Source organism: Gemmatimonas sp. UBA7669 (genome assembly GCF_002483225.1).
In the GTDB taxonomy this organism is placed as follows: domain Bacteria; phylum Gemmatimonadota; class Gemmatimonadetes; order Gemmatimonadales; family Gemmatimonadaceae; genus Gemmatimonas.
This window is the reverse complement of sequence record NZ_DLHL01000015.1, coordinates 18,315-43,958: the sequence shown is the minus strand read 5'-3', so window position 1 is coordinate 43,958 and position 25,644 is coordinate 18,315. Positions and strand designations below refer to the sequence as shown.

Annotated in this window: 25 protein-coding genes; 24 read left to right on the top strand and 1 reads right to left on the bottom strand. The window is 66.3% G+C overall.

From position 1 onward, the window contains the following. Positions 1–247 precede the first annotated feature (247 nt). A complete protein-coding gene (locus B2747_RS05120; protein ID WP_291157465.1) occupies positions 248–2,944 on the bottom strand; it encodes a M1 family metallopeptidase in 2,697 nt (898 codons plus the stop codon). Between the two features lie 149 nt (positions 2,945–3,093). Between B2747_RS05120 and B2747_RS05115 the strand changes: the two genes are divergently transcribed. The 24 genes from B2747_RS05115 to B2747_RS05000 all read left to right on the top strand — a co-directional run bounded on the left by B2747_RS05115 (position 3,094) and on the right by B2747_RS05000 (position 25,644). Then, the gene (locus B2747_RS05115) at positions 3,094–4,572 is read left to right on the top strand and encodes a ubiquinol-cytochrome c reductase iron-sulfur subunit (RefSeq protein ID WP_291157463.1); all 1,479 of its coding nucleotides are present in this window, start codon (positions 3,094–3,096) and stop codon (positions 4,570–4,572) included. A gap of 83 nt (positions 4,573–4,655) precedes the next feature. Next, the gene (locus tag B2747_RS05110) at positions 4,656–4,994 is read left to right on the top strand and encodes an FmdB family zinc ribbon protein (RefSeq protein ID WP_291157461.1); all 339 of its coding nucleotides are present in this window, start codon (positions 4,656–4,658) and stop codon (positions 4,992–4,994) included. A 66-nt stretch (positions 4,995–5,060) separates the two neighbouring features. After that, complete coding sequence (gene argS / locus B2747_RS05105; protein WP_291157459.1) at positions 5,061–6,713, top strand: arginine--tRNA ligase; 1,653 nt, start codon at positions 5,061–5,063, stop codon at positions 6,711–6,713. After that, entirely contained in the window at positions 6,710–7,654 is a 945-nt protein-coding gene (locus B2747_RS05100; protein ID WP_291157457.1) for a PfkB family carbohydrate kinase, read from the top strand. Before argS ends, B2747_RS05100 begins: the two co-directional genes overlap by 4 nt. Then, positions 7,651–8,706, top strand: coding sequence for a phosphoribosylformylglycinamidine cyclo-ligase (gene purM, locus B2747_RS05095; RefSeq protein ID WP_291157455.1), 1,056 nt, complete (start codon positions 7,651–7,653; stop codon positions 8,704–8,706). Before B2747_RS05100 ends, purM begins: the two co-directional genes overlap by 4 nt. Beyond that, positions 8,706–9,722 carry a hypothetical protein gene (locus B2747_RS05090; RefSeq protein WP_291157453.1) on the top strand — a complete coding sequence of 339 codons (1,017 nt, stop codon included), beginning with the start codon at positions 8,706–8,708 and terminating at the stop codon, positions 9,720–9,722. Before purM ends, B2747_RS05090 begins: the two co-directional genes overlap by 1 nt. 28 nt (positions 9,723–9,750) lie before the next feature. Then, entirely contained in the window at positions 9,751–10,836 is a 1,086-nt protein-coding gene (ribD, locus tag B2747_RS05085) for a bifunctional diaminohydroxyphosphoribosylaminopyrimidine deaminase/5-amino-6-(5-phosphoribosylamino)uracil reductase RibD (RefSeq protein ID WP_291157451.1), read from the top strand. A 24-nt stretch (positions 10,837–10,860) separates the two neighbouring features. Further along, complete coding sequence (locus B2747_RS05080) at positions 10,861–11,553, top strand: riboflavin synthase (protein ID WP_291157450.1); 693 nt, start codon at positions 10,861–10,863, stop codon at positions 11,551–11,553. Beyond that, entirely contained in the window at positions 11,546–12,784 is a 1,239-nt protein-coding gene (locus B2747_RS05075; RefSeq protein ID WP_291157449.1) for a bifunctional 3,4-dihydroxy-2-butanone-4-phosphate synthase/GTP cyclohydrolase II, read from the top strand. Before B2747_RS05080 ends, B2747_RS05075 begins: the two co-directional genes overlap by 8 nt. A 7-nt stretch (positions 12,785–12,791) precedes the next feature. Beyond that, positions 12,792–13,286: a 6,7-dimethyl-8-ribityllumazine synthase gene (gene ribH, locus B2747_RS05070; protein WP_291157447.1), complete on the top strand. Its 495-nt coding sequence runs from the start codon at positions 12,792–12,794 to the stop codon at positions 13,284–13,286. Then, positions 13,283–13,795 (top strand): transcription antitermination factor NusB, encoded by a 513-nt coding sequence (gene nusB / locus B2747_RS05065; RefSeq protein WP_291157446.1) that lies wholly within the window; start codon positions 13,283–13,285, stop codon positions 13,793–13,795. Before ribH ends, nusB begins: the two co-directional genes overlap by 4 nt. Next, complete coding sequence (locus B2747_RS05060; protein ID WP_291157445.1) at positions 13,792–14,943, top strand: glycosyltransferase family 4 protein; 1,152 nt, start codon at positions 13,792–13,794, stop codon at positions 14,941–14,943. The genes nusB and B2747_RS05060 overlap by 4 nt, the downstream gene beginning before the upstream one ends. Next, the gene (gene hprK / locus B2747_RS05055; RefSeq protein WP_291157443.1) at positions 14,940–15,914 is read left to right on the top strand and encodes an HPr(Ser) kinase/phosphatase; all 975 of its coding nucleotides are present in this window, start codon (positions 14,940–14,942) and stop codon (positions 15,912–15,914) included. Before B2747_RS05060 ends, hprK begins: the two co-directional genes overlap by 4 nt. A gap of 58 nt (positions 15,915–15,972) precedes the next feature. Beyond that, positions 15,973–16,401 (top strand): PTS sugar transporter subunit IIA, encoded by a 429-nt coding sequence (locus tag B2747_RS05050; RefSeq protein ID WP_291157441.1) that lies wholly within the window; start codon positions 15,973–15,975, stop codon positions 16,399–16,401. Then, positions 16,398–16,892 carry a PTS system mannose/fructose/N-acetylgalactosamine-transporter subunit IIB gene (locus tag B2747_RS05045; protein WP_291157440.1) on the top strand — a complete coding sequence of 165 codons (495 nt, stop codon included), beginning with the start codon at positions 16,398–16,400 and terminating at the stop codon, positions 16,890–16,892. The genes B2747_RS05050 and B2747_RS05045 overlap by 4 nt, the downstream gene beginning before the upstream one ends. A gap of 14 nt (positions 16,893–16,906) precedes the next feature. Further along, positions 16,907–17,623: a PTS sugar transporter subunit IIC gene (locus B2747_RS05040; protein WP_291157439.1), complete on the top strand. Its 717-nt coding sequence runs from the start codon at positions 16,907–16,909 to the stop codon at positions 17,621–17,623. 7 nt (positions 17,624–17,630) lie between these two features. Continuing rightward, on the top strand, positions 17,631–18,461 hold the full coding sequence (locus tag B2747_RS05035) for a PTS system mannose/fructose/sorbose family transporter subunit IID (protein WP_291157437.1): 831 nt from the start codon (positions 17,631–17,633) through the stop codon (positions 18,459–18,461). Beyond that, positions 18,461–18,727 (top strand): HPr family phosphocarrier protein, encoded by a 267-nt coding sequence (locus B2747_RS05030; protein WP_291157436.1) that lies wholly within the window; start codon positions 18,461–18,463, stop codon positions 18,725–18,727. Before B2747_RS05035 ends, B2747_RS05030 begins: the two co-directional genes overlap by 1 nt. An 8-nt stretch (positions 18,728–18,735) precedes the next feature. Next, positions 18,736–20,463: a phosphoenolpyruvate--protein phosphotransferase gene (gene ptsP / locus B2747_RS05025; protein ID WP_291157689.1), complete on the top strand. Its 1,728-nt coding sequence runs from the start codon at positions 18,736–18,738 to the stop codon at positions 20,461–20,463. 168 nt (positions 20,464–20,631) lie between these two features. After that, on the top strand, positions 20,632–21,984 hold the full coding sequence (locus B2747_RS05020) for a hypothetical protein (protein ID WP_291157434.1): 1,353 nt from the start codon (positions 20,632–20,634) through the stop codon (positions 21,982–21,984). 73 nt (positions 21,985–22,057) lie between these two features. After that, positions 22,058–22,519 carry a hypothetical protein gene (locus B2747_RS05015; protein ID WP_291157432.1) on the top strand — a complete coding sequence of 154 codons (462 nt, stop codon included), beginning with the start codon at positions 22,058–22,060 and terminating at the stop codon, positions 22,517–22,519. 97 nt (positions 22,520–22,616) lie between these two features. Continuing rightward, entirely contained in the window at positions 22,617–23,819 is a 1,203-nt protein-coding gene (metK, locus tag B2747_RS05010; RefSeq protein ID WP_291157431.1) for a methionine adenosyltransferase, read from the top strand. Between the two features lie 71 nt (positions 23,820–23,890). Then, positions 23,891–24,406 carry a bifunctional nuclease family protein gene (locus B2747_RS05005; protein WP_291157430.1) on the top strand — a complete coding sequence of 172 codons (516 nt, stop codon included), beginning with the start codon at positions 23,891–23,893 and terminating at the stop codon, positions 24,404–24,406. A gap of 32 nt (positions 24,407–24,438) precedes the next feature. Then, a complete protein-coding gene (locus B2747_RS05000) occupies positions 24,439–25,644 on the top strand; it encodes a hypothetical protein (protein WP_291157428.1) in 1,206 nt (401 codons plus the stop codon).

Sequence of the window (25,644 nt, the reverse complement as noted above, 5' to 3'; positions counted from 1 at the left end):
GATGGGTATTTGGTGGGACTGCATCCGGTCGACGCGACGCGGGGCAGCAATACCGATCGGACGGACGGACCGCAAAGGCGGGACGCGCCACAGGAACGTGACGCGCGCGGTACATCCGTGGCGATTGCGACCCACGCTAAGCGTTGTTTGTCCCAGTGCCAGAGGGATGGACAGCTAAGAATCGCAATAGATGGCGATTGCGCTGGACCAAGTGCGAGATGCCGTGATCAAGCGCAGCAGGGGCCTGTCATCTTGTTGTTGAGATATTCCAATCGGCGCCAAGAATCCGGACCGTACGTTCCAGTTCATCCCGCGCCTGTAACACCTTCTGGCGAAGATCCGGCGCCAGCATGGAATGCGCCGCCAGCCACGCGTCCACCTCACGGAGCGCTTCGGCCGAACGCTGGCCGCCCATGACCGCCGAAAGCCAACTCCCCAGAAAAAAGATCCGCCGGTTCTGCTGAATCCACGGCAGGGTGTCCAACGCCGGCACCACGTACGGTGCGGTCAACAGCGCCTGATCACCATCGAAAAACGTGCGCAAGCTTGACGTGACCCATTCCTCATTGAGTGTGGCATCGCCGAACCAGCGCGCAAACAATGTCGCCTTGCTCGCCGAGTCGGGACGCGCCGCCTCCGCCACGAAGGCCTGACGCGCCCCCTCCGTCGACGCATCGCGTCGCCGCATGTCGGCAATCAGCGCGGCGTGATCACCAGCGCCGCGCGCCACCAACTGCTGGACCAGACTCCACTGTGTCGGTGCCCGGAGCGGCAATCCCCACACCGAGTCACGTGTCACCCACCGGCGCAGCGAATCCAGCGACGGCACATCACGCGCCAGACTCACCCAGGCATCGAACTGCGCCTTGCGCTGCCCGTACGGCAGGCGAGCATCCTGCGCTCCCGCCGCCAACGTGGCGCGCAGCACCGCTGCCAGTGAATCGCGCCCGGCCGCCGGCACATAGCGCTGTGTGGCCGTCACCGCCCGCGACACCAGACTCGCCGCAATCTGCTCGTCACGCTCCAGCGGCAGACCGCGCAGCACCGCCGCCACATAGCGACGCGGGTCGAGTTGCGCATCGCGCACCAGATCCCACAGTGCGCCCCAGAGCTGCGCGCGCAGCAGGTCATCGCGCACACTCGGCAGCTCCCTCGTGAGCCACGACACGCTGGCCGAGTCGGGCAGCACCACGGCGTAGCCATAGTCGCCGTCGTTGGCATACACGAAGGCGGGTGCGGGCAAACCACGCGCCGCCGGTACGTCCGTGTCATGCGTGTTTACGTCGACACGCAGCAGCACCGGCGCGCGGTCCACATAGTGGAGACGCAGTTGCAGCGTGAGCGGCCAGGCCTCGCTGCCTGACAGGGCAGGCTGTGCGGGTCGCTGCGTGAGGCGCAGCGACGCAATGCGCCCACGCTCCACCCGCACATGCTGCGAGATGATGGGCACACCGGGACGCAGCATCCACTGCCGTCCCCACTCGCTCAGGTCACGACCTGCGGCCGCACCAATGCTGGCCAGCAACTGCTGCCACGTGGCATTGCCAAAGGCATATTGCTGCTGGAACTGCTGCACGCCGCGCTGAAAGGCCGCCTCACCGACTACATGCTCCAACTGCCTGAGCAGCGACGGCGCCTTGTTGTAGACAATGGGCCCGTAGTTGCTCTTGGCCTGATCGAGATTGCCGAGCGACTGCCACACCGGCGTGGTGCCCGAGGTGACATCCGTGGCGTAGGCCACCGGCTTGTTGCGCAGATAGAACGTCTTCCACGCATTGGCCTCGGGCTGCAGCGCCGCCTGCATGCGCGCCGCCATGAAGGTGGCAAACCCCTCCTTGAGCCACAGATCGTCAAACCAGCGCATGGTGACGTAGTCACCAAACCATTGATGCGCGACTTCGTGAAAGGTGGTGGCCTGACGACCCAGCAACTGCGAGACCGTGGGCGGCTCGCGATAGATGAAGCTCTCCTCGTTGTAGAACACGGCCCCCGGATGCTCCATGCCGCCAAACGGGAATGCCGGCGCCAGCAGCAGATCGTACTTGCCAAAGGGGTAGGACACACCGAAGTACTGCCCCAACCAACGCAGCGCCCGCGCATTCATCTGCAGCAGCGTATCCGACTCGGCTTCACGCGCGCGTGACTGTCTCACCCACAGTGACATGGGCTGCGCCGGCGCGCCCTCATGCATTGCCAGCTCGCGTGTCTGTACGTCCCATGGCCCCGCTGCAAACGCAAACAGGTAGGTACTGATGGGAACCGTTGGTGCAAAGGTATGAACGACCTGCGCGGCCGAGCTGTCGCGCGATACGAGCGCAGCATTCGACAGCGCCCGCCACATGGGTGGAGTGCTCAGCGACAGGGTAATCCGCGCCTTGAGGTCGGGCTGGTCGAACACGGGAAACAGCAGATTGGCATCGGCCGGCACGAGCAGGGTGTACAGATACGTGCTGCTGTCGCGCACATCCTGGGTGCGAATGACCGCCGCGCCCGCCGACGCCACCGCTGAACCGAAGCGCAGGCGCACGCTGTTGCGCCCGGCCTGCAGCAGACGTGACGGCACGAGCAGGTGATGACCGTTCCAGGCCTCCCGCGCATTCCACGCCTGTCCGTTCACTTCGCCGCCATGTACAAACAACCCGCGAAAATCCAGCACCACATCGCCGGTGCTGCGTGTGGTGAACTCCACCGTCACCTCGCCATGCGCGGTGTCCGACGTCGACACACGCAGCGACAGCGCATAACGCAGGTCCTCGAGGGTCTGTCGCCGCGCCTCGGCCAGTTCGCGCGATACGCCCACACCGGTCAGGCCGGACAGCGGTGGCGGACCCGATTGCGCTGCGAGTGGGCCACACATGAGCACGCCCGTCAGCGCCGCTAGCACCAGGGCTGCGGTCGCAGCGCGCGACGGTGCCGGTCCGTGTGGACCGACAGAACTGCTCAAGGGTCGACGAGGTAGGCAGCGCGCGGACATGGGCGGGGGCAGGGGGACGGCGAGCGAGACACCAGGCAGGCATGACAGAGAACAATCTGTGACACGGCGCACCGAAGAGACTCTTTCGGAACACACCGGGGCGGATGCAACTTGGCGTCATGTCCGCCGATCTGCCTGTCATGCCCGACTCCAATTCCCCGCCGTCCGCTGGCCCCCAGGGCTGCGCTGGTTGCGCTGGCCAGGACCGCCGCGAATTTCTTGCCACCGCGTCCTGGCTTTCGCTTGGCGCAATGGCCATGGCCGCCTGTGGTGACGGCGTGATCAGCGGGCCCGACCAGATCCTGCCATTCCCGAACGAGACCTTCACGCTCGATCCGGCCACCGTGCCGGAGCTGGGGCAGGTGGGCGGACGCACCATCGTGTCGCGCGGCGCGGCGGCGCCCATCTATCTGGAGCGCACGGGCAACGCGGCGTATCGGGCCCTCTCTCTGGTGTGTCCGCACCGCGGCACCATCGTCAACGCCGAGGCCAGTGGCTTCGCCTGTCCCAATCACGGTGCGCGATTTGCCCTCGACGGCACCTGGCTGGGTGGACAGGCCACCGCCAGCCTCGCGCCCGTCGGCATTCGCCGTAATGCCAACGGCACGCTCACCATTGGCGGGGCGCCACTGCCACCCGCACTCAGCCTGTCTGCCACCACCATCGCCTTCTCGGCGGCCATTGGTGGCACCGCGCCGCCGTCGCAGTCGCTCGTCATTGACAACGAAGGCGGTGGCACCCTGAGCGGCATTCAGGTGGGCTTGAGCTACGCCCCCAATGAGCGCACCGGTTGGCTCAACGTCTCACTCGACGCCGCCACCGCGCCCGCGCGTCTCACGCTCACCGCGCAGCGCGGCACCTTGCCGGCCGGCAGCTACCGCGCCACGGTGGTGGTGTCCGCGCCGGGCACCAGCAATGGGGCGCAGTCCGTGTCCGTGGCCCTCGTCGTGCAAGACCCGAACGCGCCGGCCGTCCTGCAGCTCTCGGCCACCGCGCTGCAGTTTGCCGCCACCGCCGGCGCCATTCCGCCGGTGCAGGTGGTACGCTGTCTCAATGGAGGCGGAGGCACACTCTCGGGACTGTCGGCGCGCATCGCCTACGAGCCCGGTTCGTTCGGTTGGCTCTCGACGGAACTCACGCAGACCACCGCACCCGCCGACCTCCGCCTCACGGTCAATCCCAGTCTCACGGGGGTGGGCAGCTTCACGGCTACCGTCACCGTAAGCGCCAACGGGGTGACCGCCCGCACGCTCACAGTCACCATGACCGTCACGCCGCAGGGCCTGGTCGTGAACATCGGCGCCTGGCCGGCGCTGGCCAATGTGGGCGGGGTCGCCGGCAGCGTGGGCAATGTGGCCGGCACGCCAGTGGCGGTCGTGCGCACCAGCGCCACCAGCTTCTCGGCCTTCTCCATGGTATGCCCGCACGCCGGCACCACCGTCAACGTGGTGAACGGCACCAGCTTCAAGTGCCCCAATCACGGCGCCGAGTTCGACAATCAGGGCATCAACCTGCCTGATTCGCCGCAGCGGACCACCAACCTGACCCGGTTCACGGTCACCTACACCCCCGGCGCGCCCACCCTCGTGGTCAGCTGAGACGGCCCCGCTCGGGCCGTTGAACCCGGCCCCGGGTCTGGCTACCTTTCAAGGCTGTTTGACCTCAGCCAACTTTCGTAGCCATGCCAACTTACGAGTTTCGCGCGCCCGACGGCACGATCATCGAGCGGATCTTCAAGATCAGCGAAGTTCCCGACTCCGTCACGCTCGACGACGGCCGCGTGGCCACGCGCATCATTTCCGGTGGCGCCGGCCTGCTGTTCAAGGGCAGCGGCTTCTACATCACCGACTACGGCAAGGACGGCAAGAAGGACCAGCGTGCCGCGGCCGGTGGTGAGAGTGGCAGCAAGGGCGACACGTCCAGCAAGTCGTCCGACAGCGCGTCCGGTAGCGCCTCAAGCACCAAGAGCGACAGCAAGCCCGCGGCCAGTCCGGCCGCGTCGTCCACCAAATCCGACTGACGCACGCTGTCGGGCGCGCTCACGCGCTCGACGGCCGCGGTCGCACGCCCTCTTGCACCATCTGCCGTGACTCAGGCTGAAGCCCTGCGCGCCGAACTGGCGCGCGCGGCGCGTACCCTCGGTGCGCCCGACGATGTCTCCCCGATTCTCGAACGCCCGCGTGATCCGGCCTTCGGTGATTGGGCCACCAATCTCGCCATGACGCTCGCCAAGCCGCTCGGCAAGAAGCCGCGCGACATTGCCGAGGCGCTCATCGCCGCGCTCGACACGTCCAGCGTCGGCATCGTGTCGGCGGACATCGCGGGACCGGGCTTCGTCAACATCCGTCTTGATCCCGGTTTCCAGGCGCGCGGCCTGCTGCAGATTCTGGCCGCCCCCGAGCGGTGGGGCCACATGGACCTGGGCCACAACCAGCGCGTGTGTGTGGAGTTCGTCTCCGCCAACCCCACCGGTCCACTGCATGTGGGGCACGGGCGACAGGCGGCGCTCGGCGACGCCATCAGCACACTGCTCGAGTGGACCGGCTGGAACGTCGATCGCGAGTTCTACTACAACGACGCCGGCACGCAGATCGCCAATCTCGCCAAGAGCACACAGGCCCGGGTGCGTGAGTTGGCCGGCCAGCCGCTCGCGATTCCCGAGGGTGGCTATCACGGCGAGTACATTCGCGAAATTGCCGAGCGCTACGTCGCGCAGCATCCGGCGGACCGCGAGGGCAACGACCTCGACGCCATGCGCGCCTTTGCCGTTGCCGCGCTGCGTCATGAGCAGGATCTCGACCTGCAGGCCTTTGGCGTCAAGTTCGACACCTACTACCTCGAAAGCTCGCTCTACACCGACGGCCGCGTCGACAAGACCGTCGAAGCTCTCAAGGCCTCCGGTCACACCTACGAGGAAGACGGCGCGCTGTTCCTGCGCACCACCACGTTTGGTGACGACAAGGATCGCGTCATGAAGAAGAGCGCGGCCAAGGGCGGCGATTACACCTACTTCGTGCCCGACGTCGCGTATCACGTCACCAAGTGGGAGCGTGGCTACAAGCGGGCCATCAACGTGCAGGGTGCGGATCACCACAGCACCACCACGCGTGTGCGCGCCGGGTTGCAGGCGCTGGGCGTCGGTATTCCCGAGGGCTATCCCGACTACGTGCTGCACCAGATGGTCACCGTCATGAAGAGCGGCGAGGAGGTCAAGATCTCCAAGCGCGCCGGCTCGTACGTCACGGTGCGCGATCTCATCGACGAAGTGGGCCGCGACGCGGTGCGCTACTTCTACCTCATGCGCAAGGGTGACTCCCAGCTGGTGTTCGACGTGGACCTCGCGCGCAGCCAGTCGGAAGAGAACCCCGTGTACTACATCCAGATGGCGCACGCGCGCATGTGCGGCATCTTCCGTGTCGGTGAAATCGACGCCACCACGGTGACCGGCCAGGACGTGGACCTCGGTGTGCTCAGTGAGCCTGCCGAAGTGGAGCTCGTCAAGCAGCTGCTCGACTTCCCGGCCATGGTGAAGGGCGCTGCCGAGAATCTCGAGCCGCACCGCATTGCCGGGTGGCTGCTCGAGACCGCGCGCTGCGCGCACACCTGGTATCACAAGCATCACGTCCTCGGTGAGCCCGAGGCCATCACCCGCGCGCGCCTCGTCTTGGCGCGTGCCTCGCAGCTCGGTATTGCCGCCGGTCTGCGCATTCTCGGACTGTCGGCGCCGGAGCGCATGTGAGTACTGCCACGGGCAGCATCAGGAATCCCGTTCTTGTCGTCGGCTCGGTGGCCCTCGATTCCGTCGAGACGCCATTCGGCAAGGCCGACGAAGTGCTTGGTGGCTCCGGCACCTACTTCTCATCGTCGGCCAGTCACTTCACACCCGTGCAACTCGTGGGGGTTGTGGGTGACGACTACCCCGTGGAGAAGCTCGAGCCGCTGGCCGCACGCGGCGTCGATCTGGCCGGACTCGAAAAGGCCGAAGGCACGAGCTTCCGCTGGCGTGGTCGCTATCGCCACGATCTCAACTCGGCCGAGACGCTCGAAACGCACCTCGGCGTGTTCTCGCATTTTCGGCCGAAAATTCCTGAGCAGTTCAAGCGCGCGCCGTTTGTGTTTCTCGCCAACATCGATCCGCGCCTGCAGTTGCAGGTGCTCGAGCAGGTGGAGAAGCCGCGCCTCGTGGCCTGCGACACGATGAACTTCTGGATCGAGTCGCGTCGCCCGGAACTGGTGGAGCTGCTTGGCCACGTGGATCTCATTACGCTCAACGACGCCGAAGCCCGCCAGCTCACCGAGCACACCAATCTCGTGCAGGCCGCGCGCTGGATCATGGACAAGGGCCCCAAGCATGTGCTCATCAAGAAGGGCGAGCACGGTGCCTTCATGTTCACGCGCGAGAGCATCTTCTTTGCGCCGGCCTATCCGCTGGAAAGTGTGTTCGACCCCACGGGCGCTGGTGACTCCTTCGCCGGTGGTTTCATTGGCTACCTCGCGGCAACCGGCGACCTGAGCGACGAGAACATGCGTCGTGCGGTGGTCGTGGGCTCGGCCATGGGCTCGTTTGCCGTGGAGAAGTTCTCCAACGCGCGTCTGCTCGAAATCACGCGCGCGGACATCGACAAGCGTCTCCAGGAATTCCGTCAGCTGGTGGCCTTTGACACGGAGCTCGGCGCATGAGCAACCCAGAGAGCAGCGCGCCGCTCGACTATCGCAGTGCCGGCGTGGACATCGACGCCGCCGACGACGCCAAGAATCGTCTCGCCAAACTGGTGCAGAGCACCATGACGGCCGGTGCGCGCGGCGCGTTTGGTGGCTTTGGTGGCATGTTCCGTGTGCCCGAGGGATACAAGGCGCCGCTGCTGGTGGCCAGCGCCGACGGTGTGGGCACCAAGATCAAGATCGCCATCGAAGCCGGTCGCCACGACACCATCGGCCACTGCCTCGTCAATCACTGCACCAATGACATTCTGGTGCAGGGTGCCGTGCCACTGTTCTTCCTCGACTACGTGGCGTTTGGCAAGCTCGAACCGCCGGTGGTGGAAGGCGTGGTGGCCGGTGTTGCCGCGGGCTGCCGCGAGAACGCATGCGCGCTGATTGGTGGCGAAACAGCCGAAATGCCCGGCGTGTACACGCCGCCCGACTACGATCTGGCCGGTTTCATCACCGGCATCGTGGAGGAAGACGCCGTGCTGGGCAGTGCGCGCGTGCAGGAGGGTGATGTGCTGGTGGCGCTGGGCGGCAACGGCCTGCACACCAACGGCTACTCGCTGGCGCGTCGCATCATTGCCGAGCGACTCAAGCTCGGCGTGCATGACGCCTTCCCGGGCGCCGACGGTGCCAGCGTGGCCGACGTCATGCTCAAGGTGCATCGCTCCTACCTGCCGTGCCTCAAGCCGGTGCTGGGGCACATTCACGCCATGGCGCACATCACCGGCGGCGGCCTGCCGGGCAATCTCAACCGTGCGCTGCCTCACACCTTGGATGCCGACGTGGATACCTCCACGTGGACCGTCCCCAATGAGTTCCGGGTACTCGCGGAGGCGGGGCAGGTGGCCTCGCTCGAGATGTTCCGGGCCTTCAACATGGGGGTGGGCATGGTCGTCATCACATCGCGGGACAACGTCTCGCACATCACGTCGCGTGCGGCGTCGGTGGGCATTGCCGCATGGGAGTTGGGTCGCGTCGTGCCCGGCACGGGGCGTGTGCGCCTCGACGGCCAGGTCACCTGATGCGCGCCGCGCGGTGGCAGGCCGTGGCTGCGATGGCAGCCGCTGCGACGCTGCTGTGGCGCCCGTTCACGGCAGAGGCGCAGACCAGCGCCGGTACCTGCACCGTGGGGCCCGGCGCGAGTGTGGGCGCTGATGCCTGCACCAAGGCGCGCGATCTCTTTGCCTTTGTCATGCCTCAGGTGGGAGTCGCCCTTTCCGGCGGCAACCCCGTGCTGGGCGAGGGTGGCACCATGGGCGGCTGGGGCAAGCGCGCCATCAGCCTCCGACTCACGGCGGTGCAGGGGCAACTGCCGCGCAACTCCGTGCCGCTCAGTGTGACGGGTCCGCGCAGCGACGACTTCGGCGCCGAAGACACCTACGTGCCCGTGCCTTCTGTCGACGCGGCGGTTGGTGTGTTTGCCGGCGTGCCGGCGGGTCTCACCAACATCGGCGGTGTGGACGTGCTGCTTGGCGCCACCTATCTGCCCGATGTCTCCGAGGGCGCACTGCGCTTCGCGCCGCAGTCCGGCAACTTCGCGTTCTCGTACGGACTGCGTGTGGGATTGCTGCAGGAGTCCAGCCTCGTGCCGGGCGTCAGCCTCAGCGCCATGCGGCGCAAGCTGCCCACCGTCACACTCGATTACCTGCCGGGCAACGACTCGCTCACCGTCAGCAATCTGGCCGTCACCGCCAACACGTACCGCCTCGTGGCCAGCAAGCGCTTTACGCTGCTTGGTCTGGCGCTGGGCGTTGGCCGCGACGAGATCGAGAGCACCGCCGGCATGCGTGCCGCGGTCAATGAAAGCGTCGCCGGCCTGCCGGTGCGCAGTCAGTTGACACTCGATGGCCTGCGCAACGAAGTCTCGCGCAACACGGCTTTCGTGAACGCGTCCTTCGGCCTCTCCATCACGCGCATCGTGGCGGAATACGGGTGGTCCGGCGCCGGCACCATCGAGCAGACCGTCAATCAGTTTGGCGGCAAGCGCGCCAACGACAGCTATCGGTACGGATCACTCGGTGTCACGGTCCGATTCTGATTCGCACCTGCCGCATCATGCAGCGCGCGTGGACGTCGCCACTGACGATCACGCGCGCTTCATGCGTCGGGCCATAGAACTGGCTGAGCGCGGCGCGGGGCAGGTGGCGCCCAATCCCAAGGTGGGAGCGGTCGTCGTAAGGGACGGCGTCATCGTGGGAGAAGGCTGGCATCAGCGTTACGGTGAAGCGCATGCCGAAGTGCATGCCCTCGCGGCCGCCGGCGAACGCGCACGTGGCGCCACGGTGTATGTCTCGCTCGAACCTTGCAATCATCACGGCAAGACCGGTCCCTGCAGCGAGGCGCTCATTGCCGCCGGCGTGGCCCGCGTGGTCTGTGCGCTGCGTGACCCCAACAAGAAGGCGGCCGGCGGGCTTGAGCGCCTCGAGGCCGCGGGCATTCAGGTCGAGCACGGGATCCTGGCCAGCGAGGCCGCGTGGCGCATCGCGCCCTTCCTGCATGGCGCCGTCCATGCAGATCGCCCCTTTGTCACTCTCAAACTGGCCGTCTCGCTCGACGCTGCGGTAGCCGGCCCCTCACGACGCCGGGCCTGGCTCACCGGCCCCGAGTCCCGCGCCGCGGTGCACGCGCTGCGCGCCGAATCCGATGCGGTGGCCGTGGGCATCGGTACGGCACTGGCCGACGACCCGGCCCTCACCGTGCGCGAAGCGCCGGCCCCCCGCGTCCCGCCGGCCCGGGTGGTGTTTGACCGTCTGGCCCGCCTCCCTCTCGAGTCCCAGCTCGTCAGAACCGCCCACCAGCAGCCGGTCTATGTGGTGGTGGGCCGCGAGGCGCCGCCGCACCGTCTGGACGGCCTGGCCGGCCACGGCGTGTCGCTGCTGGCCGCCACCGGCCTTGCCGAGGCACTCGAGGCCCTGCGCGGCCGCGGCATCCGCCATCTCTTTCTCGAAGGGGGGGCCACCCTGGGTTCGGCCTTTCTGGCCGACCGATTGGTGGACCATCTGATTATCTTTCAGGCTTCCTGCATTCTGGGGGCAGGAGCCCTACCGGCCTTCGTTGGCCTGCCGGGTCGCGAGGCCGACGAGGCGCCTCGCCTGCGCGTGCTGGAGCGCCGCCAATATGGCGACGATCTCATGACGCGGTACGCCGTGTAGGCGGTACGCTGTTTAAGACGCTGGATGACGCTGGATAAGGAGACGGAACACCGGATGTTCACGGGACTCTTGGACGACGTGGGAATCATCGAACACGTCGCCGACACCTCGGCCGGGCGTGAGCTGCGCCTCGCCTGCCGGTATACCGACCTCGTCGACGGCGAGAGCATCGCCTGCAACGGCGTCTGCCTCACCGTGCGCGAACATGGGGTGACCGCCGAGGGCCAGGGCTGGTTTACGGTCGCGGCCGTGCATACCACGCTCGGACGCACCACGCTCGGCGAATGGACGGCCGGCCGCCGCGTCAACCTCGAGCGTGCCATGAAATTGGGCGACCGCCTGGGTGGCCACCTCGTGCTCGGCCATGTTGACGACGTGGGTGTGGTGCATGCCACGCGCGAATCCGGCGACGCCTGGCTGATCGACGTGGACGTCCCCGAAGCCCTGCGTCCGCTCTATGTGGACAAGGGCTCCATCGCCATCGACGGCGTGAGTCTCACCGTGAACGCCCTGCGCGACTCCGGCGTTCAGCTTTCGATCATCGAGTACACGCGGCGCCATACCGCTCTCGGCCAACTCGCCGCGGGCAGCCGGGTGCACATCGAGGTCGATGTCCTGGCCAAGCATATCCAGCGCCTCATGGCGCCTTACGGTGCGGCCGCTGCGATCAATACGCTCGCCGGCGCCGCCCTTCGGAGTGAGACCGTTCATGTCTGATACCCAGCAGCTGCCCGAGACCGACGAGCGCGTATTCGGCACCGTCGAGCAGGCCCTCGCCGACATCGCCGCCGGCAAGTTCGTGGTCGTGGCCGACGACGAGGACCGTGAGAACGAGGGCGACCTCGTCTGCGCCGCCGAAAAGGTCACGCCGGAAATGGTGAACTTCATGCTCGAAGCCAAGGGCATGATCTGTCTCGCCATGACCAATCAATGGGCCGACACCCTCGGGCTCGAGATGCAGGTCGATCACAACACCGAGGCCATGTCCACGGCCTTCACGGTGAGCATCGATGCCGCCGCCAAGTACGGCGTCACCACGGGCATCAGCGCCAGCGACCGCGCCACCACCATTCGTGTGGCCGTCGAGCCCAATGCCACGCGCGCAGACCTGCGCGTGCCCGGGCACATTCATCCGCTGCGTGCACGCGATGGTGGCGTGCTGCAGCGCGTGGGACACACCGAAGCGGCCGTCGATCTCGCGCGCCTGGCGGGTCTGCGCCCCGCCGGCGTCATCTGCGAAATCCTGAACAAGGACGGCACCACCGCGCGTCGTCCGCAGCTCGAAGTGTTCGCGCGCGAGCACGGCCTGACCTTCATCACCATCGCGCAGCTCGTGGCCTATCGTCTGCGCAACGAGCGCCTCGTGCATCGTGTGGCCGACGCCCGCCTACCCACCGCCTTCGGTGAGTGGCGCATCGTGGGGTACCGCAACGACGTCGATTCGCGCGAGCACATTGCCATTGCCTACGGCGACGTGCAGAACGGCGAAGACGTGCTTGTGCGCATGCACAGCAAGTGTCTCACCGGCGACGTGTTTCATTCCCAGCGCTGTGACTGCGGCTGGCAGCTCGAAACCGCCATGCAGATGATCCAGCGCGAAGGGCGCGGCGTCGTGGTCTATCTCGACCAGGAAGGCCGCGGCATCGGGCTGCTCAACAAGCTCAAGGCCTACGAGCTGCAGGATCAGGGCGCCGACACCGTCGAGGCCAACGAGCAGCTCGGCTTCAAGCCCGACCTGCGCAACTACGGCATCGGCGCGCAGATTCTGCTCGACCTTGGCGTGCGGTCCATCCGCATCCTCACCAACAACCCCCGCAAGCTCGTGGGCCTCGATGGCTACGGGCTCGTGCTCAAGGATCGCGTGCGCATCGAGGCGCCGTCCACCGATGAGAACGCTTCCTATCTTGAGACCAAGCGAACAAAGCTTGGTCACCTCTTCGCCGTCTGAGATCGACGTGGCTGAATTTTCCGGAGAACCGCGCGGCGAGGGACGACGCATCGTCGTCGTCGCGAGCCGTTTCAATGAGGGCATCACCGTGCCGCTCGCCGAGGGCGCCGTGAGCGCGCTCGTCGAGCACGGGGTGCGCTTCGAAGACATCGACGTGTGCTGGGTGCCCGGCGCATGGGAACTGCCCGTGGCCGTGCGCCGCGCGCTGTCCACCGAGCGCTACGACGCCGCCGTGGCCGTTGGCGCCATCGTGCGCGGCGACACGCCGCACTTCGATGTCGTGGTCAACGAATCCTCACGCGGTCTCATGGAAGCCTCGCGGGATTTTGACGTGCCCGTCACCATGGGTGTGCTCACCACCGACACCATGGCCCAGGCCGAGGAGCGCGCCGGGGGCGTGCACGGCAACAAGGGCGCGGACGCCGCACTGGCGGCGCTTGAAGTACTCGACCTGTTCGACCGCGCGTTTGCCGATGTGTTCGACGACGACGAGGACGCATGATGGCCGACCTTCGCGACGACGCCTTCTGGGACACGCCCACACAGGAGCCGTTGGCTCCCGCCCGTGGCAAGCGCAGCAACCGCCCCGCCACCAAGACCGAGCGCCTCGAAACACGCGGCCGCGCGCGCGCGCTGCAGGCGCTCTATGCCGCCGACCTGCGTGACCTCACGCAGCTCAAGCGCATTGCCATCACGGTCTTCGACGATCTCGCCATCGATCAGGGGGAACGCGAGTTCGCCTCGAAGCTCGTGGCCACCGTGGCCGAGTATGGTCCGCGACTTGATGCGGAGCTGGCCGAGGTGACGGCCAACTGGCGTCTCGAGCGCCTCGGGGCCATCGAGCGTTCGGTGCTGCGTCTGGCGGCCGCCGAGCTGCAACGCAACGAAACGCCCGTCAAGGTCGTGCTGCAGGAAGCCGTGCATCTGGCCGAACGCTATGGCACCGCGCGCAGCGCGCGCTTCGTGAACGGGGTGCTCGACGCCTACGCCCGGAAACTCGGACGGTTGTGAGCGCGGGCACCACAGCGCCTCTGCGGCTCGCGGTCGTCAACTGGCAGTGCCGCGAAAATCCCATGGCCGGTGGCGCGGAAATCCATCTGCACGAAATCTTCGGCCGTCTTGCTGCCATGGGGCACGAGGTGGTGTTGCTCTGCGGCGGATGGCCCGGCTGTCCGCCGCGCGCCGTGCTCGATGGCATCGAAGTGCATCGGGTCGGCACACGGCAGTCGTTTCCGTTTCTGGCGCGCCGCTATTGGCACCGGCATCTGGCCGATCGTGGTCTGCAGGTGCTGGTCGAGGACATCAACAAGGTGCCGCTCTTCACCACCACCTGGCGCGTGCCGCAGGTGGTGGGGCTCGTGCCGCATCTCTTTGGCGCCACGGCCTTTCAGGAACTCTCGGTGCCGCTGGCCACCGCGGTCTGGCTGTCGGAGAAGCCGCTGCCCTTCATGTATCGCGGCCGTCCCTTCCAGGCCATCAGCGAAAGCACCCGCGATGACCTCGTGAGCCGTGGACTGGCGGCCCGCGATATCCGCGTCATCTTCCCCGGCATCGACAGCACGCACTACACACCCGATTCGGCCATGCGCGCCGACCGGCCCGTGTTCGCGTATCTCGGACGCCTCAAGAAGTACAAGGGTGTGGACCTGGTGCTCAAAGCCTTCGCTGCCTGCAACCTGCCCGATGCCACGCTCGAAGTGGCAGGCGCTGGCGAGTTCCGCGGTGAACTGGAGCAATTGGCCGTGCAGCTTTGTGTCGCCGATCGGGTGCACTTTCTGGGCCGCATCGATGAAGCCGCCAAGTGTGCGCTGCTGCGCCGCGCCTGGGCCACGCTGTTTGCCTCGCCCAAGGAAGGCTGGGGCATCACCAACCTCGAAGCAGCGGCCAGTGGCACACCGGTGGTGGCCTCCAACTCGCCCGGCATTCGCGAGTCCGTCAAGCACGGGGTGACGGGCTATCTCGTGCCGCACGGCGACACCGCGGCCATGGCGGCGTATATGCACCAACTGGGCAACGACCGCGCACAGGTGGAACAGTTGGGGGTACGAGCACGGCAGTTCGCCGAAGGCTTCACCTGGGAACACGCGGCCCGGGAAACCGAACGCCACCTGCGCGAGGTGGTCCACGAAGTGCTGCATGGGGAGGCAGGGCCGACGTGACACAGCGACTCACGGTGGGCAAGCTCATCGAGCGACTCAAGGACTCGCTCGAACTCGAGGTGCTGGGCCCCGCCGTGGGGCTCGACCGCGAAATCACGAGCCCCGAGGCGTCGAGCCCGGGCCTCGTGCTCGCAGGCTACATCAATCGCTTTCCGTATCAGCGCATTCAGGTGCTCGGCGAAACCGAGATCACCTACTTGCAGTCGCTCGACGCCGCGCAGCGGGCCGCGCATCTCGATCAGTTCTTCAGCTTTCCCATACCCTGCGCCTTCATCACCAAGGCGCTCGAGCCGCCCGAACCCTTCATGCGCCTGGCCGAAGAAGCCGGCGTGGCCATCATCCGCTCGCGACTGAAAACGGCGGAGTTCTACCGGCTCATCAAGCCCTTCCTCACCGACCAGTTTGCGCCCGTCACCACCATGCATGGCTCACTCGCCGACGTGTATGGCGTGGGCCTGTTCTTCACGGGCAAGAGTGGCATCGGCAAGTCGGAGTGTGTGCTCGATCTCGTCGAGCGCGGCCATCGGCTCGTGGCCGACGATCTGGTGTTCGTGTCGCGGCGCGGCAACGATGTGCTGATTGGACGCGGACACGAGCTGCAGCGGCATTTCATGGAAATCCGCGGCGTGGGTCTGCTGGACATTCCCGCCATCTTCGGTATTCATGCCGTGCGCCAGCAGAAGCGCCTCGAGGTGGTGGTGGTGCTCGAGGAGTGGGACGCCAACGCGCCAGTCGATCGCACGGGCCTCGATGTGCAGACCATCGACATTCTTGGCGTCCAGATTCCCAAGATCACCGTGCACCTCAACCCCGGCAAGAATATCACCGTCATTGCCGAGGTGATCGCCATGAACCATCTCCTGCGCTATTATCGCGGGTACGATTCGGCCACGGCGTTCAACGAACGACTCATGGGGCAGATGCGCCGCAAGTCCGATGTGCAGCGCTATCTTCAGGAGGATGACGAGTAGTGGCCACGCACGCGCGCGCAGCCGGAAATGCGGAGGGCAGGAGCCATGGGTGATCACCATGAGTGAGCAGACCGCCATGCCGGTGCGGGCCGTCGTGGCCGGCCACGGCCAGTTTGCCGTGGGCATCATCTCGGCGGTGGAGCAGATCACGGGCCGCGGTGCGGTGTTTGTGCCCGTGTCCAACGCCGGGCTCTGTCTCGACGACATTCAGGGGGCCATCGCCCGCGCGCTCGACGATACCGGCGCACAGGTCATCTTCACCGACCTGCCCGCCGGCAGTTGCACCATGGCTGTGCGCCGGCTCGTACGCGAGCGCCCCGGCACGGTGCTCGTCACCGGCATCAATCTCTCGCTGCTGCTGGACTTTGCCATGCAGGATCTGCCCACCGACGGCGACGCGCAGACAGCCCTTCACATGGCCGTGCAAACGGCGGTCGAGCGTGGTCGTGCCTCGCTGGCCGTGTATGGACTCGAGGTGCGGACTTGAGTATCGCCCTGTTTCGCATCGACGACCGTCTCATTCACGGTCAGGTCGTGGTGGGTTGGGGACAGCCACTCGAGCTGCGCTTCATCGTGCTCGTAGACGACGAAGTGGCGGGCAGCGAGTGGGAGCAGGAGCTCTATCGCATGGGCGTGCCGCCGGAAATGACCGTGCACTTTGTCACGGTGGCCGAAGCCGCCGCGCAGCTGCCGGCCTACGCGCAGCAGGCGCAGCCCGGCATTGTGCTCGTGGGTGACATCGGCACCATGCAGCGCCTGGTGGTGGCCGCGCCCGGTCTCGTGCCCACCGTCAACGTGGGCGGTGTGCACCACGCCCCCGGTCGTCTCGGCAAGTTGCGCTACGTGTTCCTTACGCCCGCCGAAGAGCAGGGGCTGCGCGACATTGCGGCGCATGGGGTGGTGGTCACGGCGCAGGACGTGCCGTCGGCACGCGCCGTGCCGCTCGATGAGTTTCTCGCCGCGTCCGGCGCGGACTGAGGCGCGGCACACGCATGCCTGTCGATCTCGCCACACTGTTCGCCTCCATGATTCCCGTGGCGCTGCTCGCCGGCCTCGTTGGGCTGGACGTGGTGAGTTTTCCGCAGGCCATGCTCTCGCGGCCCATCGTTGGCGCTACGCTGGGTGGTGCGCTGGCGGGATCGCCCGAAGCCGGATTGGTGTGCGGCACCGCGCTTGAGTGTCTCGCCCTCGAGTCGCTGCCGGTGGGAGCGTCGCGTTACCCGGAGTGGGGCAGCAGCTCCGTCGTGGCCGGAACCGTGGCTACCGTGGGCACGACTGAGGGCGGTCTGCCGGCAACCGGCGCCTTTGCCGTGGCCGTCGTGGTGGGCGTGCTCTTCGCGTGGGTTGGTGGCTGGACCATGGTCAAGCATCGCCAGCTCATCGCGCGCTTTGCACGCCCGCGGCTCGATCAGCTCGCGGCCGGCTCTCGCAACACCGTGGTGGGTCTGCAGGTGTTTGGCATGACGGCCGACCTCGCACGCGGCGCGCTGCTCGGTGCTACGGCCTTCCTGATTGGTGTTCCGGTGGCGGAGGCGGTGCACGCCAACTGGTCGCTGCCCGAGAACGTGTCACGCGCGGTGGTCATTACCTGTGTGGCCGGCGTGGCTGCGGCGGCGGTGTGGAAGGATTTCCACGCTATCAGTGGTACGCGTCGACTCTTTCTGGCGGCCCTCGCCGTGGGCACGGCCCTGGTGGTGTGGGGTGCCTGAGCTCGCCATGCCTTCGGGTACCCCGGGTGGGACGCCGCCGGCGAGCAGCCCCGCCGTGCTCACCAGCCAACTGGTCAACACGCCCGCGCTGCCCGCCGCGCTGCGCGCCACCATGCTGCTGCGCTGCCTCGCCATCCAGGGCTCGTGGAACTACGAAATCCTCGTCGGCAATGGCATGGGCTTCTGCGTGGAGCCTGCGCTCAGGCGGCTGCCTGGCGGCATCGATGGCCCGGCCTACAAGGCCGCCCTGGCGCGCCAGTCGGTGTACTTCAATGCCCATCCCTATCTCGCGGGTCTGGCGGTCGGCGCGCTCGCGCGTGCCGAACTCGACCAGGTTCCGCCGGAGCGCATCGAGCGATTCCGCACGGCCCTGTGCGGGCCGCTGGGCTCCGTGGGCGACCGCCTCGTCTGGGCGGCCTGGTTGCCGGCCTGCTCGCTCGTGGCCATCCTGGTCTTCGGGCTGGGCGCGCCGCCGCTTGGAGTGCTGCTGGCTTTCCTGATACTCTACAACATCGGACATCTCGGCCTGCGCGATTGGGCACTGCGGGCGGGATGGCACCACGGGCTGCGCGTTGCGCAGGCAATGGGGCATCCGGTGCTGCAGCATGGTCCGCGCTACATTGGCCGCGTGTCGGCCGTGTTGGGTGGGCTCGCGCTGCCACTCGCGGTGCATCGGGCCATCGGCGGCGAGCCGCCGTTGACCCCGGTGCCGCTCGCCGTGGCGGTGGCTACACCGGTGTTCGCGCTGGTGCTGGTGCGTTTGCATGGGCGCGCGGAAGGATGGCGCGTCGTGTTGCTGGTGCTTGCGGCCTTTGTCCTTTACTCGGTGGTCCGTTGATGGCTGAACGCTCCGTCCAAATCGTGAACAAACACGGCCTGCATGCCAGGCCAGCCGCTGAGATGGTCAAGGCGGCGTCGCGCTTCAAGGCCGACATCACCATCTCGCGCGACGACCTCGAGGTGAACGGCAAGTCCATCATGGGCGTCATGATGCTGGCCGCCGAGTACGGCGCCATCATCACGCTCAAGGCCTCGGGACCGGATGCCGACGATGCGCTCCAGGCGCTCGAGGCCCTCGTCGCATCGCGCTTCGGGGAGAGCTAGTGCTGTCGATGCTCCGCGGCATTCCCGCTTCGCCGGGAATCGTGGTGGGACCCGTGCATCTCCTGCGATGGGAGGTGCCCGAGGTCAGGCATCGTCTGGTCGACGATGCCGACATCGACGCGGAGATTGCGCGCTATCAGCAGGCGCTCGACAAGGCGCGAGCGCGTCTGCGCCTGCTGCGGGCCCGAACTGAAACCCAGGCCGGCGCCACCGAGGCCGCCATTTTTGATGTGCAGCTCTCCATGCTCGACGACGGAGAGCTCACCAATCACACCGTGGCCCTCGTGCGCCAGAATCTCGGCGCCGAAAAGGCCTTCGACATCGTCATGAGTGAGTGGCGTCAGCACTTCGCGCGCTCCAGCTCACCCATGCTGCGTGAAAAAGTCGGCGATCTCACCGACGTGCACATTCGGGTGCTCTCGCTGCTGCTCGAACTGCCCGACCACGATCCCGTCGACGTGCCGCCGGGCAGCAACACCATTCTCGTCACGCACGACCTCACGCCCTCGCTCACGATGCAGCTCGACCGCAACTGCATCGCCGGCATCGCCACCGAGGCGGGAACGGCCACGGCCCATGTCGCCATTCTCGCGCGCTCGCTGGGCCTGCCGGCCGTCGTGGGTCTGCGCTCGGCGCTGTCCGCGCTGCGCGGCGGCGAGGTGGCCATTCTCGACGGCGCCGACGGCACGCTGCTCATTGCGCCCACCGACGACGAAGTGGCCGAAGCACGGCAGCGTGTGGCCGACGAAGCCGGTCGGGCCGATGTGCTGCGTGAGCTCGCCCACAGCGAGGCCATCACGCGTGACGCACATCGCGTCGTGGTCCGCGCCAACGTCGACATCCCCGAAGAGGCCGTGCTGGCCGCGGACAGTGGCGCGCGCGGTGTGGGACTCATGCGCACCGAGTTTCTCGTCGTGGGCCGCGCCACCATGCCGGATGAGGAAGAGCAGTACGCGGCCTACACACGCGTGGTGAAAGCCTTCGCCGGCGAGGCCGTCATCATTCGCACCTTCGACGTGGGCGGCGACAAGCTGCCGGTGGGTGGCTATCCGCACGAGGCCAATCCCTTCCTCGGCTGGCGCGCCATCCGCATGTGCCTGGACGAAAGCGAGTTGTTCAAGGTGCAGCTGCGCGCCCTCATGCGTGCGGCGGTGCATGGCGACCTGCGCATCATGCTGCCGCTGGTCGTCACCGTGGACGAGGTGCGCGAGACCCGGCAGCTCATGAGTGAGTGCGTGGAAGAGCTGGCCGAGCGCCGCGTGCCCTTCCGCGCTGATGTGCCGCTGGGGGTGATGGTGGAAACACCGGCTGCGGCCGTGTCCTGCGACACGCTGGTGCGTGACGTGGACTTCTTCAGCATTGGCTCCAACGATCTGGTGCAGTACACCCTGGCCGTGGACCGTGGCAACGCCAATCTCGCGCCGCGTTTCACGCCCTTTCATCCGGCCGTGCTGCGTCTCATGCAGCAGGTGCAGCGCACCGGCGCCGCGCACGGCCTCGATGTCTGCGTCTGCGGCGAAATGGCCTCGCAGCCGCTGGCCGTGTTTGCCCTGCTGGGCCTGGGTATTCGTCAGCTCAGTGTGGCGCCACGCGCCGTGGCCGACGTCAAGCGGGTCATTCGCGGCGTACGCGCTGAAGCCGCGGCGGACGCCGTGCAGGCGGCGCTGGCCACCAGTACCGCGCGTGAGGCTGAGACCCTGTTGCGCCGCAGGATGAGGGCGGAGCTGGATCGCTAGTGACTCACGTGTAATAGCAAAGTCTGGAAAAGTGCCAAGTTTCTATCGCTGAGCTTGCCATATTCCAGATGGTGTTGAATAATTGCTTAGCCCCAAAGTTAGGGCCATTCGACGTGCATCGGGAAGCTGGTGCACGATTCACCCACTGTTGGCATGAGGACTGTATCGATGAAAGAGCTCAAGATGTCAGGGAAGATGTATTTCGTCTCTATGTGCACAGCGCTGGCCGTTCTGGCGGCATGCGCTGAGTCGCCATCGTCCGTTCTTGTAGGAAGCTCAGACCAGGTTCGGATAGCAGGCGCGCGCGCCAGTCAGCTTCTGGAACAGCGGGGCCGGTACCCTCGTGGAATTGAGGATGATTTTCTGCGGCTTGAGGCCGATCTCCCGGGATTCGGTGGGCTGTATCTGGACAAAAACCAGGACGTGGTAGCTGTCACAACGGGCGCTGAATCGGATGTACGTGTTAGGGAGCGCGTACTGGAGTTTGTCAGATCGTCAAGCAATCGCTTCGCAAAGCCGGATGGCTCACTGCCCGCCGTGTTGGTAAAGCGAGGCGACTACTCCTTCTCACAGTTGCTCGATCACCTTTTCAAGGTTCGATCGCAACTCCGTGTAGAGGATGATGTCGTCTATCTCGATGCAGACGAAGAAAAGAACCGATTGCGAATTGGCATTGGGCCGAAGGGTTCACTCGCGCGGGCCTATGGTCTTGCGCAACGAGCCGGGATTGACACGGCGACTCTGCACATAGAGCAGGTACCAGGGTATCCGCAAACCAGCCAATTGTTCACTCTTCGAGACAGGTGGCGCGCGACTTTCGCTGGCATCCAGACGACGAGGTTGGGCGGAGGGGAGTGCTCCATGGGCTTCCACGTCACGGCCGGAAGCTCGTACTACTTCCTGACCGCCAGTCATTGCACGGGTAACTACTCCGGCGTGACCGGCACGATCTTTTATCAGCCGACCGTTTCGTCTTCGAATCAGGTGGGAGTGGAGAGCGTGAACCCAGCCTGGAGCACTTCCGGGTGTCTCCCGGGCGTAACTTACTGTAGGCTTTCAGATGCGGCCCTCATTCAGTTCAGCTCCTCATCGCTCTCATCTAAAGGCGTCGGTGAGAGTTCGTCGATCGGCTCCGGAAACAGCTCCGGGAACATAAACTTTGGGGCAGCCTATGCAGTCGCATCGCAGGGTGATGCGCTCAGTGGAACAATCGTCAATCGTACGGGTCGCACAAGCGGCACAACAACCGGTCCAATCGTTGGAACTTGCGTTGACGCGGGACTGATCTGGAACGGTTCCGCGTATGTCGAGATCTTCTGTGGCTCGGAGGTCACGGCAACTGCACAAGGAGGAGACAGCGCCGGACCCGTCTATCGGTGGGCGGCGCCCTTCGTGCCATCGGTTCGATTGGCGCACGGTGTGGTGTACGCAGCCCTTAACGGCGGATCAACCAACCGATATTGGTATAGCAGCTGGACTCAGGTCGAGGCAGATATGGGAACAACGCTCTGGGCCTTCTGAGCGGTCGAGTGATTCACGTTGCCGGGCGGACGCGTCTGTCCGCCCAGCTCACCCCGAAGTGTAAGGTGCCGAGATGCAAAAACGTACGATGACGCTGACGTCTCTTTTGCTCGCTACATTGTCGTCCTGTTCGTCGCCAACCGGCACCTCATCGTCCGCACTCACGGCAGAACTCAAGGCCGATTCCACGACCCTTATCGTCGGCGACTCCACCGCGCTCCGCCTTGTCGTGCGAAACACCGGCAGTGTGCCGCTCTCCTTCGAAGTGGGCGTCATCCCGTTTGATCTGTCGGTTGGACAGGAAGGACGCGGAGAACTGTGGCGCTTCAGCCAACAGCCAACCACCGGCCCGGCTACACGCCTGATCATTCCGGCTCGGGACTCCGTGGTCCTGCCCATGACGCTCCGCATTGGCGGACCCGCCGGTGTGAACGTCCAGCCCGGTCACTACCAGTTGCGCGGCTTCCTGCTTGGCCTGGGCAACGAGGTCCTGGTCACGGCCAGCCCCGTCGTCGACCTCACTGTCCGTCCGTAGCGCTCCAATTCGGGAAGGGGAGGGCCTGCGGGTCCCTCGCGTAGCGGTCCGGGTTGCCCCTCTGTCGGACCCGGACTAGTCTACGCCAGTCGACCCGTTGTCCCGTACCCTTTATCCCGAGCACTGCGTGGCTGAACGGCACCTGTTTACGTCGGAGTCCGTCACCGAAGGACACCCGGACAAGATCGCGGATCAGATCTCCGACGCGGTCCTTGATGCCATCCTCACCGAGGATGCGGCGGCCCGCGTGGCCTGCGAAACGCTGGTCACCACCGGCCTCGCCGTCATCGCCGGCGAAATCACCACCTCGGCCTACGTGCACCTGCCCGACATCGTGCGGCAGACCATTGACGGCATCGGGTACAACAACGCGGAATTCGGCTTCGATTCCAAGACCTGCGCCGTCATGAGCACCATCGACGCGCAGTCGCCCGACATCGCGCAGGGCGTGGACACCGGCGGCGCCGGCGACCAGGGCATGATGTTCGGCTACGCCACCGACGAAACGCCCGAGCTCATGCCGCTGCCCATTCAGCTGGCCCATGCGCTCACGCAGCAGCTGGCGGCCGTGCGCAAGGATGGCACGCACCCCTGGCTGCGCCCCGACGGCAAGGCCCAGGTCACGGTAGTCTATGAGGACAACCGTCCGGTGGCCGTGGACACGGTCGTCATCTCCACGCAGCACGACGAAAAGGTGTCCAACACCAAGCTGCGTCGTGCCGTGCTCGATGACGTCATTCACGCCGTCATTCCCGAAGAGTTCATCGGCCGTCGCATCAAGACGCACATCAACCCCACGGGCCGCTTCGTGATTGGTGGCCCGCAGGGCGACGCCGGTCTCACCGGCCGCAAGATCATCGTCGACACCTATGGCGGCATGGGCCGTCACGGCGGCGGCGCCTTCAGCGGCAAGGATCCCAGCAAGGTCGATCGCTCGGCCTGCTATGCTGCGCGCTGGGTGGCCAAGAACATCGTCGCCGCCAAGCTCGCGCGCCGCTGCGAAGTGCAGGTGGCCTATGCCATTGGCGTGGCCGAGCCCGTGTCGGTGTACGTGCAGACCTTCGGCACTGGCGCCGTGCCCGATCGGGTGATTGAGGCCGCCGTCAACGAAGTGTTCGACCTCACGCCGCGTGGCATCAGCAAGGCGCTCGACCTGCGCAAGCCCATCTATCAGGCCACGGCCGCCTACGGCCACTTCGGTCGCAAGTCGGAAACCATTGGACGGGGGCGCGCAGCACGCACCACGTTCACCTGGGAGCGCACCGATCGGGTCGCCGCGCTCAAGAAGGCCATTCGCTGAGTAGGCACCGGGTGTCACGGCGCCGCGGTCTCTGCCGCGCGCCGTGCCCCGCGATCCGGGAGAGCGCGCGCATGGTGGAAGTCCTCGTGGCCCGGTTGGGGCTCGACAGCGCCACGAATTCTTACGTCGTCATCCTCCGCGAACGCGGTGGACGCCGGCAGCTTCCCATCTGGATTGGTCGGCCCGAAGCCGAGTCCATCGTGCTCGAGCTCAATCAGGTCAAGCGCGAGCGCCCGCTCACGCACGACCTCTGCAAGACGCTCATCACGGGCCTGGGCGGCGTGCTGCGCCGCGTGTCCATCACGCACGTGCAGCAGAACACCTACTTCGCCGTCATGCAGGTGGAGAGTCCGCACGGACTGGTCGAAATCGACGCCCGTCCGTCGGACAGCATTGCCATCGCGCTGCGCATGGCTGCGCCCATCTTTGTGCAGGAAGATCTGCTGCACGACTTCGACGATGACGAGGATCAGGACTCGCCCACGTTGTCGCCGCCCGCCGGTGATGGCCACGCGCTCTCGCCCGAGCAGCTCAAGGCCCATCTCGAGCACCTGCGTCCCGAAGACTTCGGCAAGTTCAAGCCGTGAACCGTGTCCTGTTTCTCCCGCCCCGCGCACGCATGACCACCCGCCTCCGCGGCTTTGCCGCTGCCTGTCTTGCACTTGGTGTCGCCACCATGCTTTCGGCGCAAACAGTTGATGCGCAAGCACGCTCGGTAGACGGTCGCGTGCGACGCCCCATGGCACAGGGCGGAGACACCACGGGCATGGGTCCGGCGGTGGGGCAGTGGGTCACGCTGCATCGCGTGGGCAAGGACTCGGCCGGCCCGATAGACTCGGTCCGTACCGATGCGGCGGGCCGCTATCGTCTGCGCTACACACCCTGGGGCGCGAGTGACGCGGTGTACTTCGCGTCCACCACCTACGGCGGCATCGCGTACTTCACCGAACCACTCAAGGCGCCCGCGGTCACGGGCGAAGACGCCGAACTCACGGTCTTCGACACCACCTCGCGCGCCTTCCCCATGGCCATCAAGGGTCGGCACTTCATCGTCAGTCAGATCGACTCGGCGCAGATGCGCACGGTCATCGAAGTGTTCGAGGTGTCCAACGACAGTCTGCTCACGCGGGTCGCCGGTCCCGGCGCGGCGCCGGAACCCACGTGGAGTGTGGCCATTCCCGCGTCGGCCATTGATGTGCGCGCCAACGAAGGCGAGTTCTCGCCCGAAACGTTTGCGGCCACCAACGGACGGGTGGCCGTGTACGCGCCGCTCGCGCCCGGCATCAAGCAGATTGCGTTCTCCTACAAGGTGCCGGGCAGCAGCTTCCCGCTGGCCATGCGCGCCGACGGCGGTGCGGTGGTGTTTGAAGTCCTGCTCGAGGAGCCCAAGGGCACCGTCAAGGGCAAGGGCTTTGCGGCCGTCGACCCGGTGTCTCTCGAAGGTCGCAACTTCCGCCGCTTCCTCGCGCAGGATGTGGAGCCCGACGCAGAACTGATTATCGATTTGCCTTCGGCGGCCACGCCGGGCCGCAATCTGTACATCGCGGGTCTGCTGGTGGCTGTGGGCTTTCTCATGATGCTCGCGCTCATGCGGTCCTCGCAGCGTACGGCGGCGAGTCGGCTGCGAGACACCGCCAATGCACAGGCGGCCCGCCACGATGACCTGAGCTCCGAGCGCCTCGCGCAGGAGATTGCCGCGCTGGATGCCAACTATGCGCGCCAGCAGAGTCCATCGGAGGCCGTGCAGAAGGCCTATGCGCAGCGCCGCGAAGAACTCAAGCGTGCCCTGGCCGATGCCATGGCCACCGAGACCGCGCGGAAGTAG

What these genes read in the sequence shown, in the direction of transcription:
- B2747_RS05115 (WP_291157463.1), top strand. Translation starts at nt 3,094, where the DNA reads ATGTCCGCCGATCTGCCTGTCATGCCCGACTCCAATTCCCCGCCGTCC.
- B2747_RS05110 (WP_291157461.1), top strand. Translation starts at nt 4,656, where the DNA reads ATGCCAACTTACGAGTTTCGCGCGCCCGACGGCACGATCATCGAGCGG.
- purM (WP_291157455.1), top strand. Translation starts at nt 7,651, where the DNA reads ATGAGCAACCCAGAGAGCAGCGCGCCGCTCGACTATCGCAGTGCCGGC.
- B2747_RS05090 (WP_291157453.1), top strand. Translation starts at nt 8,706, where the DNA reads ATGCGCGCCGCGCGGTGGCAGGCCGTGGCTGCGATGGCAGCCGCTGCG.
- B2747_RS05080 (WP_291157450.1), top strand. Translation starts at nt 10,861, where the DNA reads ATGACGCTGGATAAGGAGACGGAACACCGGATGTTCACGGGACTCTTG.
- B2747_RS05075 (WP_291157449.1), top strand. Translation starts at nt 11,546, where the DNA reads ATGTCTGATACCCAGCAGCTGCCCGAGACCGACGAGCGCGTATTCGGC.
- nusB (WP_291157446.1), top strand. Translation starts at nt 13,283, where the DNA reads ATGATGGCCGACCTTCGCGACGACGCCTTCTGGGACACGCCCACACAG.
- B2747_RS05050 (WP_291157441.1), top strand. Translation starts at nt 15,973, where the DNA reads ATGAGTGAGCAGACCGCCATGCCGGTGCGGGCCGTCGTGGCCGGCCAC.
- B2747_RS05040 (WP_291157439.1), top strand. Translation starts at nt 16,907, where the DNA reads ATGCCTGTCGATCTCGCCACACTGTTCGCCTCCATGATTCCCGTGGCG.
- B2747_RS05035 (WP_291157437.1), top strand. Translation starts at nt 17,631, where the DNA reads ATGCCTTCGGGTACCCCGGGTGGGACGCCGCCGGCGAGCAGCCCCGCC.
- B2747_RS05030 (WP_291157436.1), top strand. Translation starts at nt 18,461, where the DNA reads ATGGCTGAACGCTCCGTCCAAATCGTGAACAAACACGGCCTGCATGCC.
- ptsP (WP_291157689.1), top strand. Translation starts at nt 18,736, where the DNA reads ATGCTCCGCGGCATTCCCGCTTCGCCGGGAATCGTGGTGGGACCCGTG.
- B2747_RS05020 (WP_291157434.1), top strand. Translation starts at nt 20,632, where the DNA reads ATGAAAGAGCTCAAGATGTCAGGGAAGATGTATTTCGTCTCTATGTGC.
- B2747_RS05015 (WP_291157432.1), top strand. Translation starts at nt 22,058, where the DNA reads ATGCAAAAACGTACGATGACGCTGACGTCTCTTTTGCTCGCTACATTG.
- B2747_RS05005 (WP_291157430.1), top strand. Translation starts at nt 23,891, where the DNA reads ATGGTGGAAGTCCTCGTGGCCCGGTTGGGGCTCGACAGCGCCACGAAT.
- B2747_RS05000 (WP_291157428.1), top strand. Translation starts at nt 24,439, where the DNA reads ATGACCACCCGCCTCCGCGGCTTTGCCGCTGCCTGTCTTGCACTTGGT.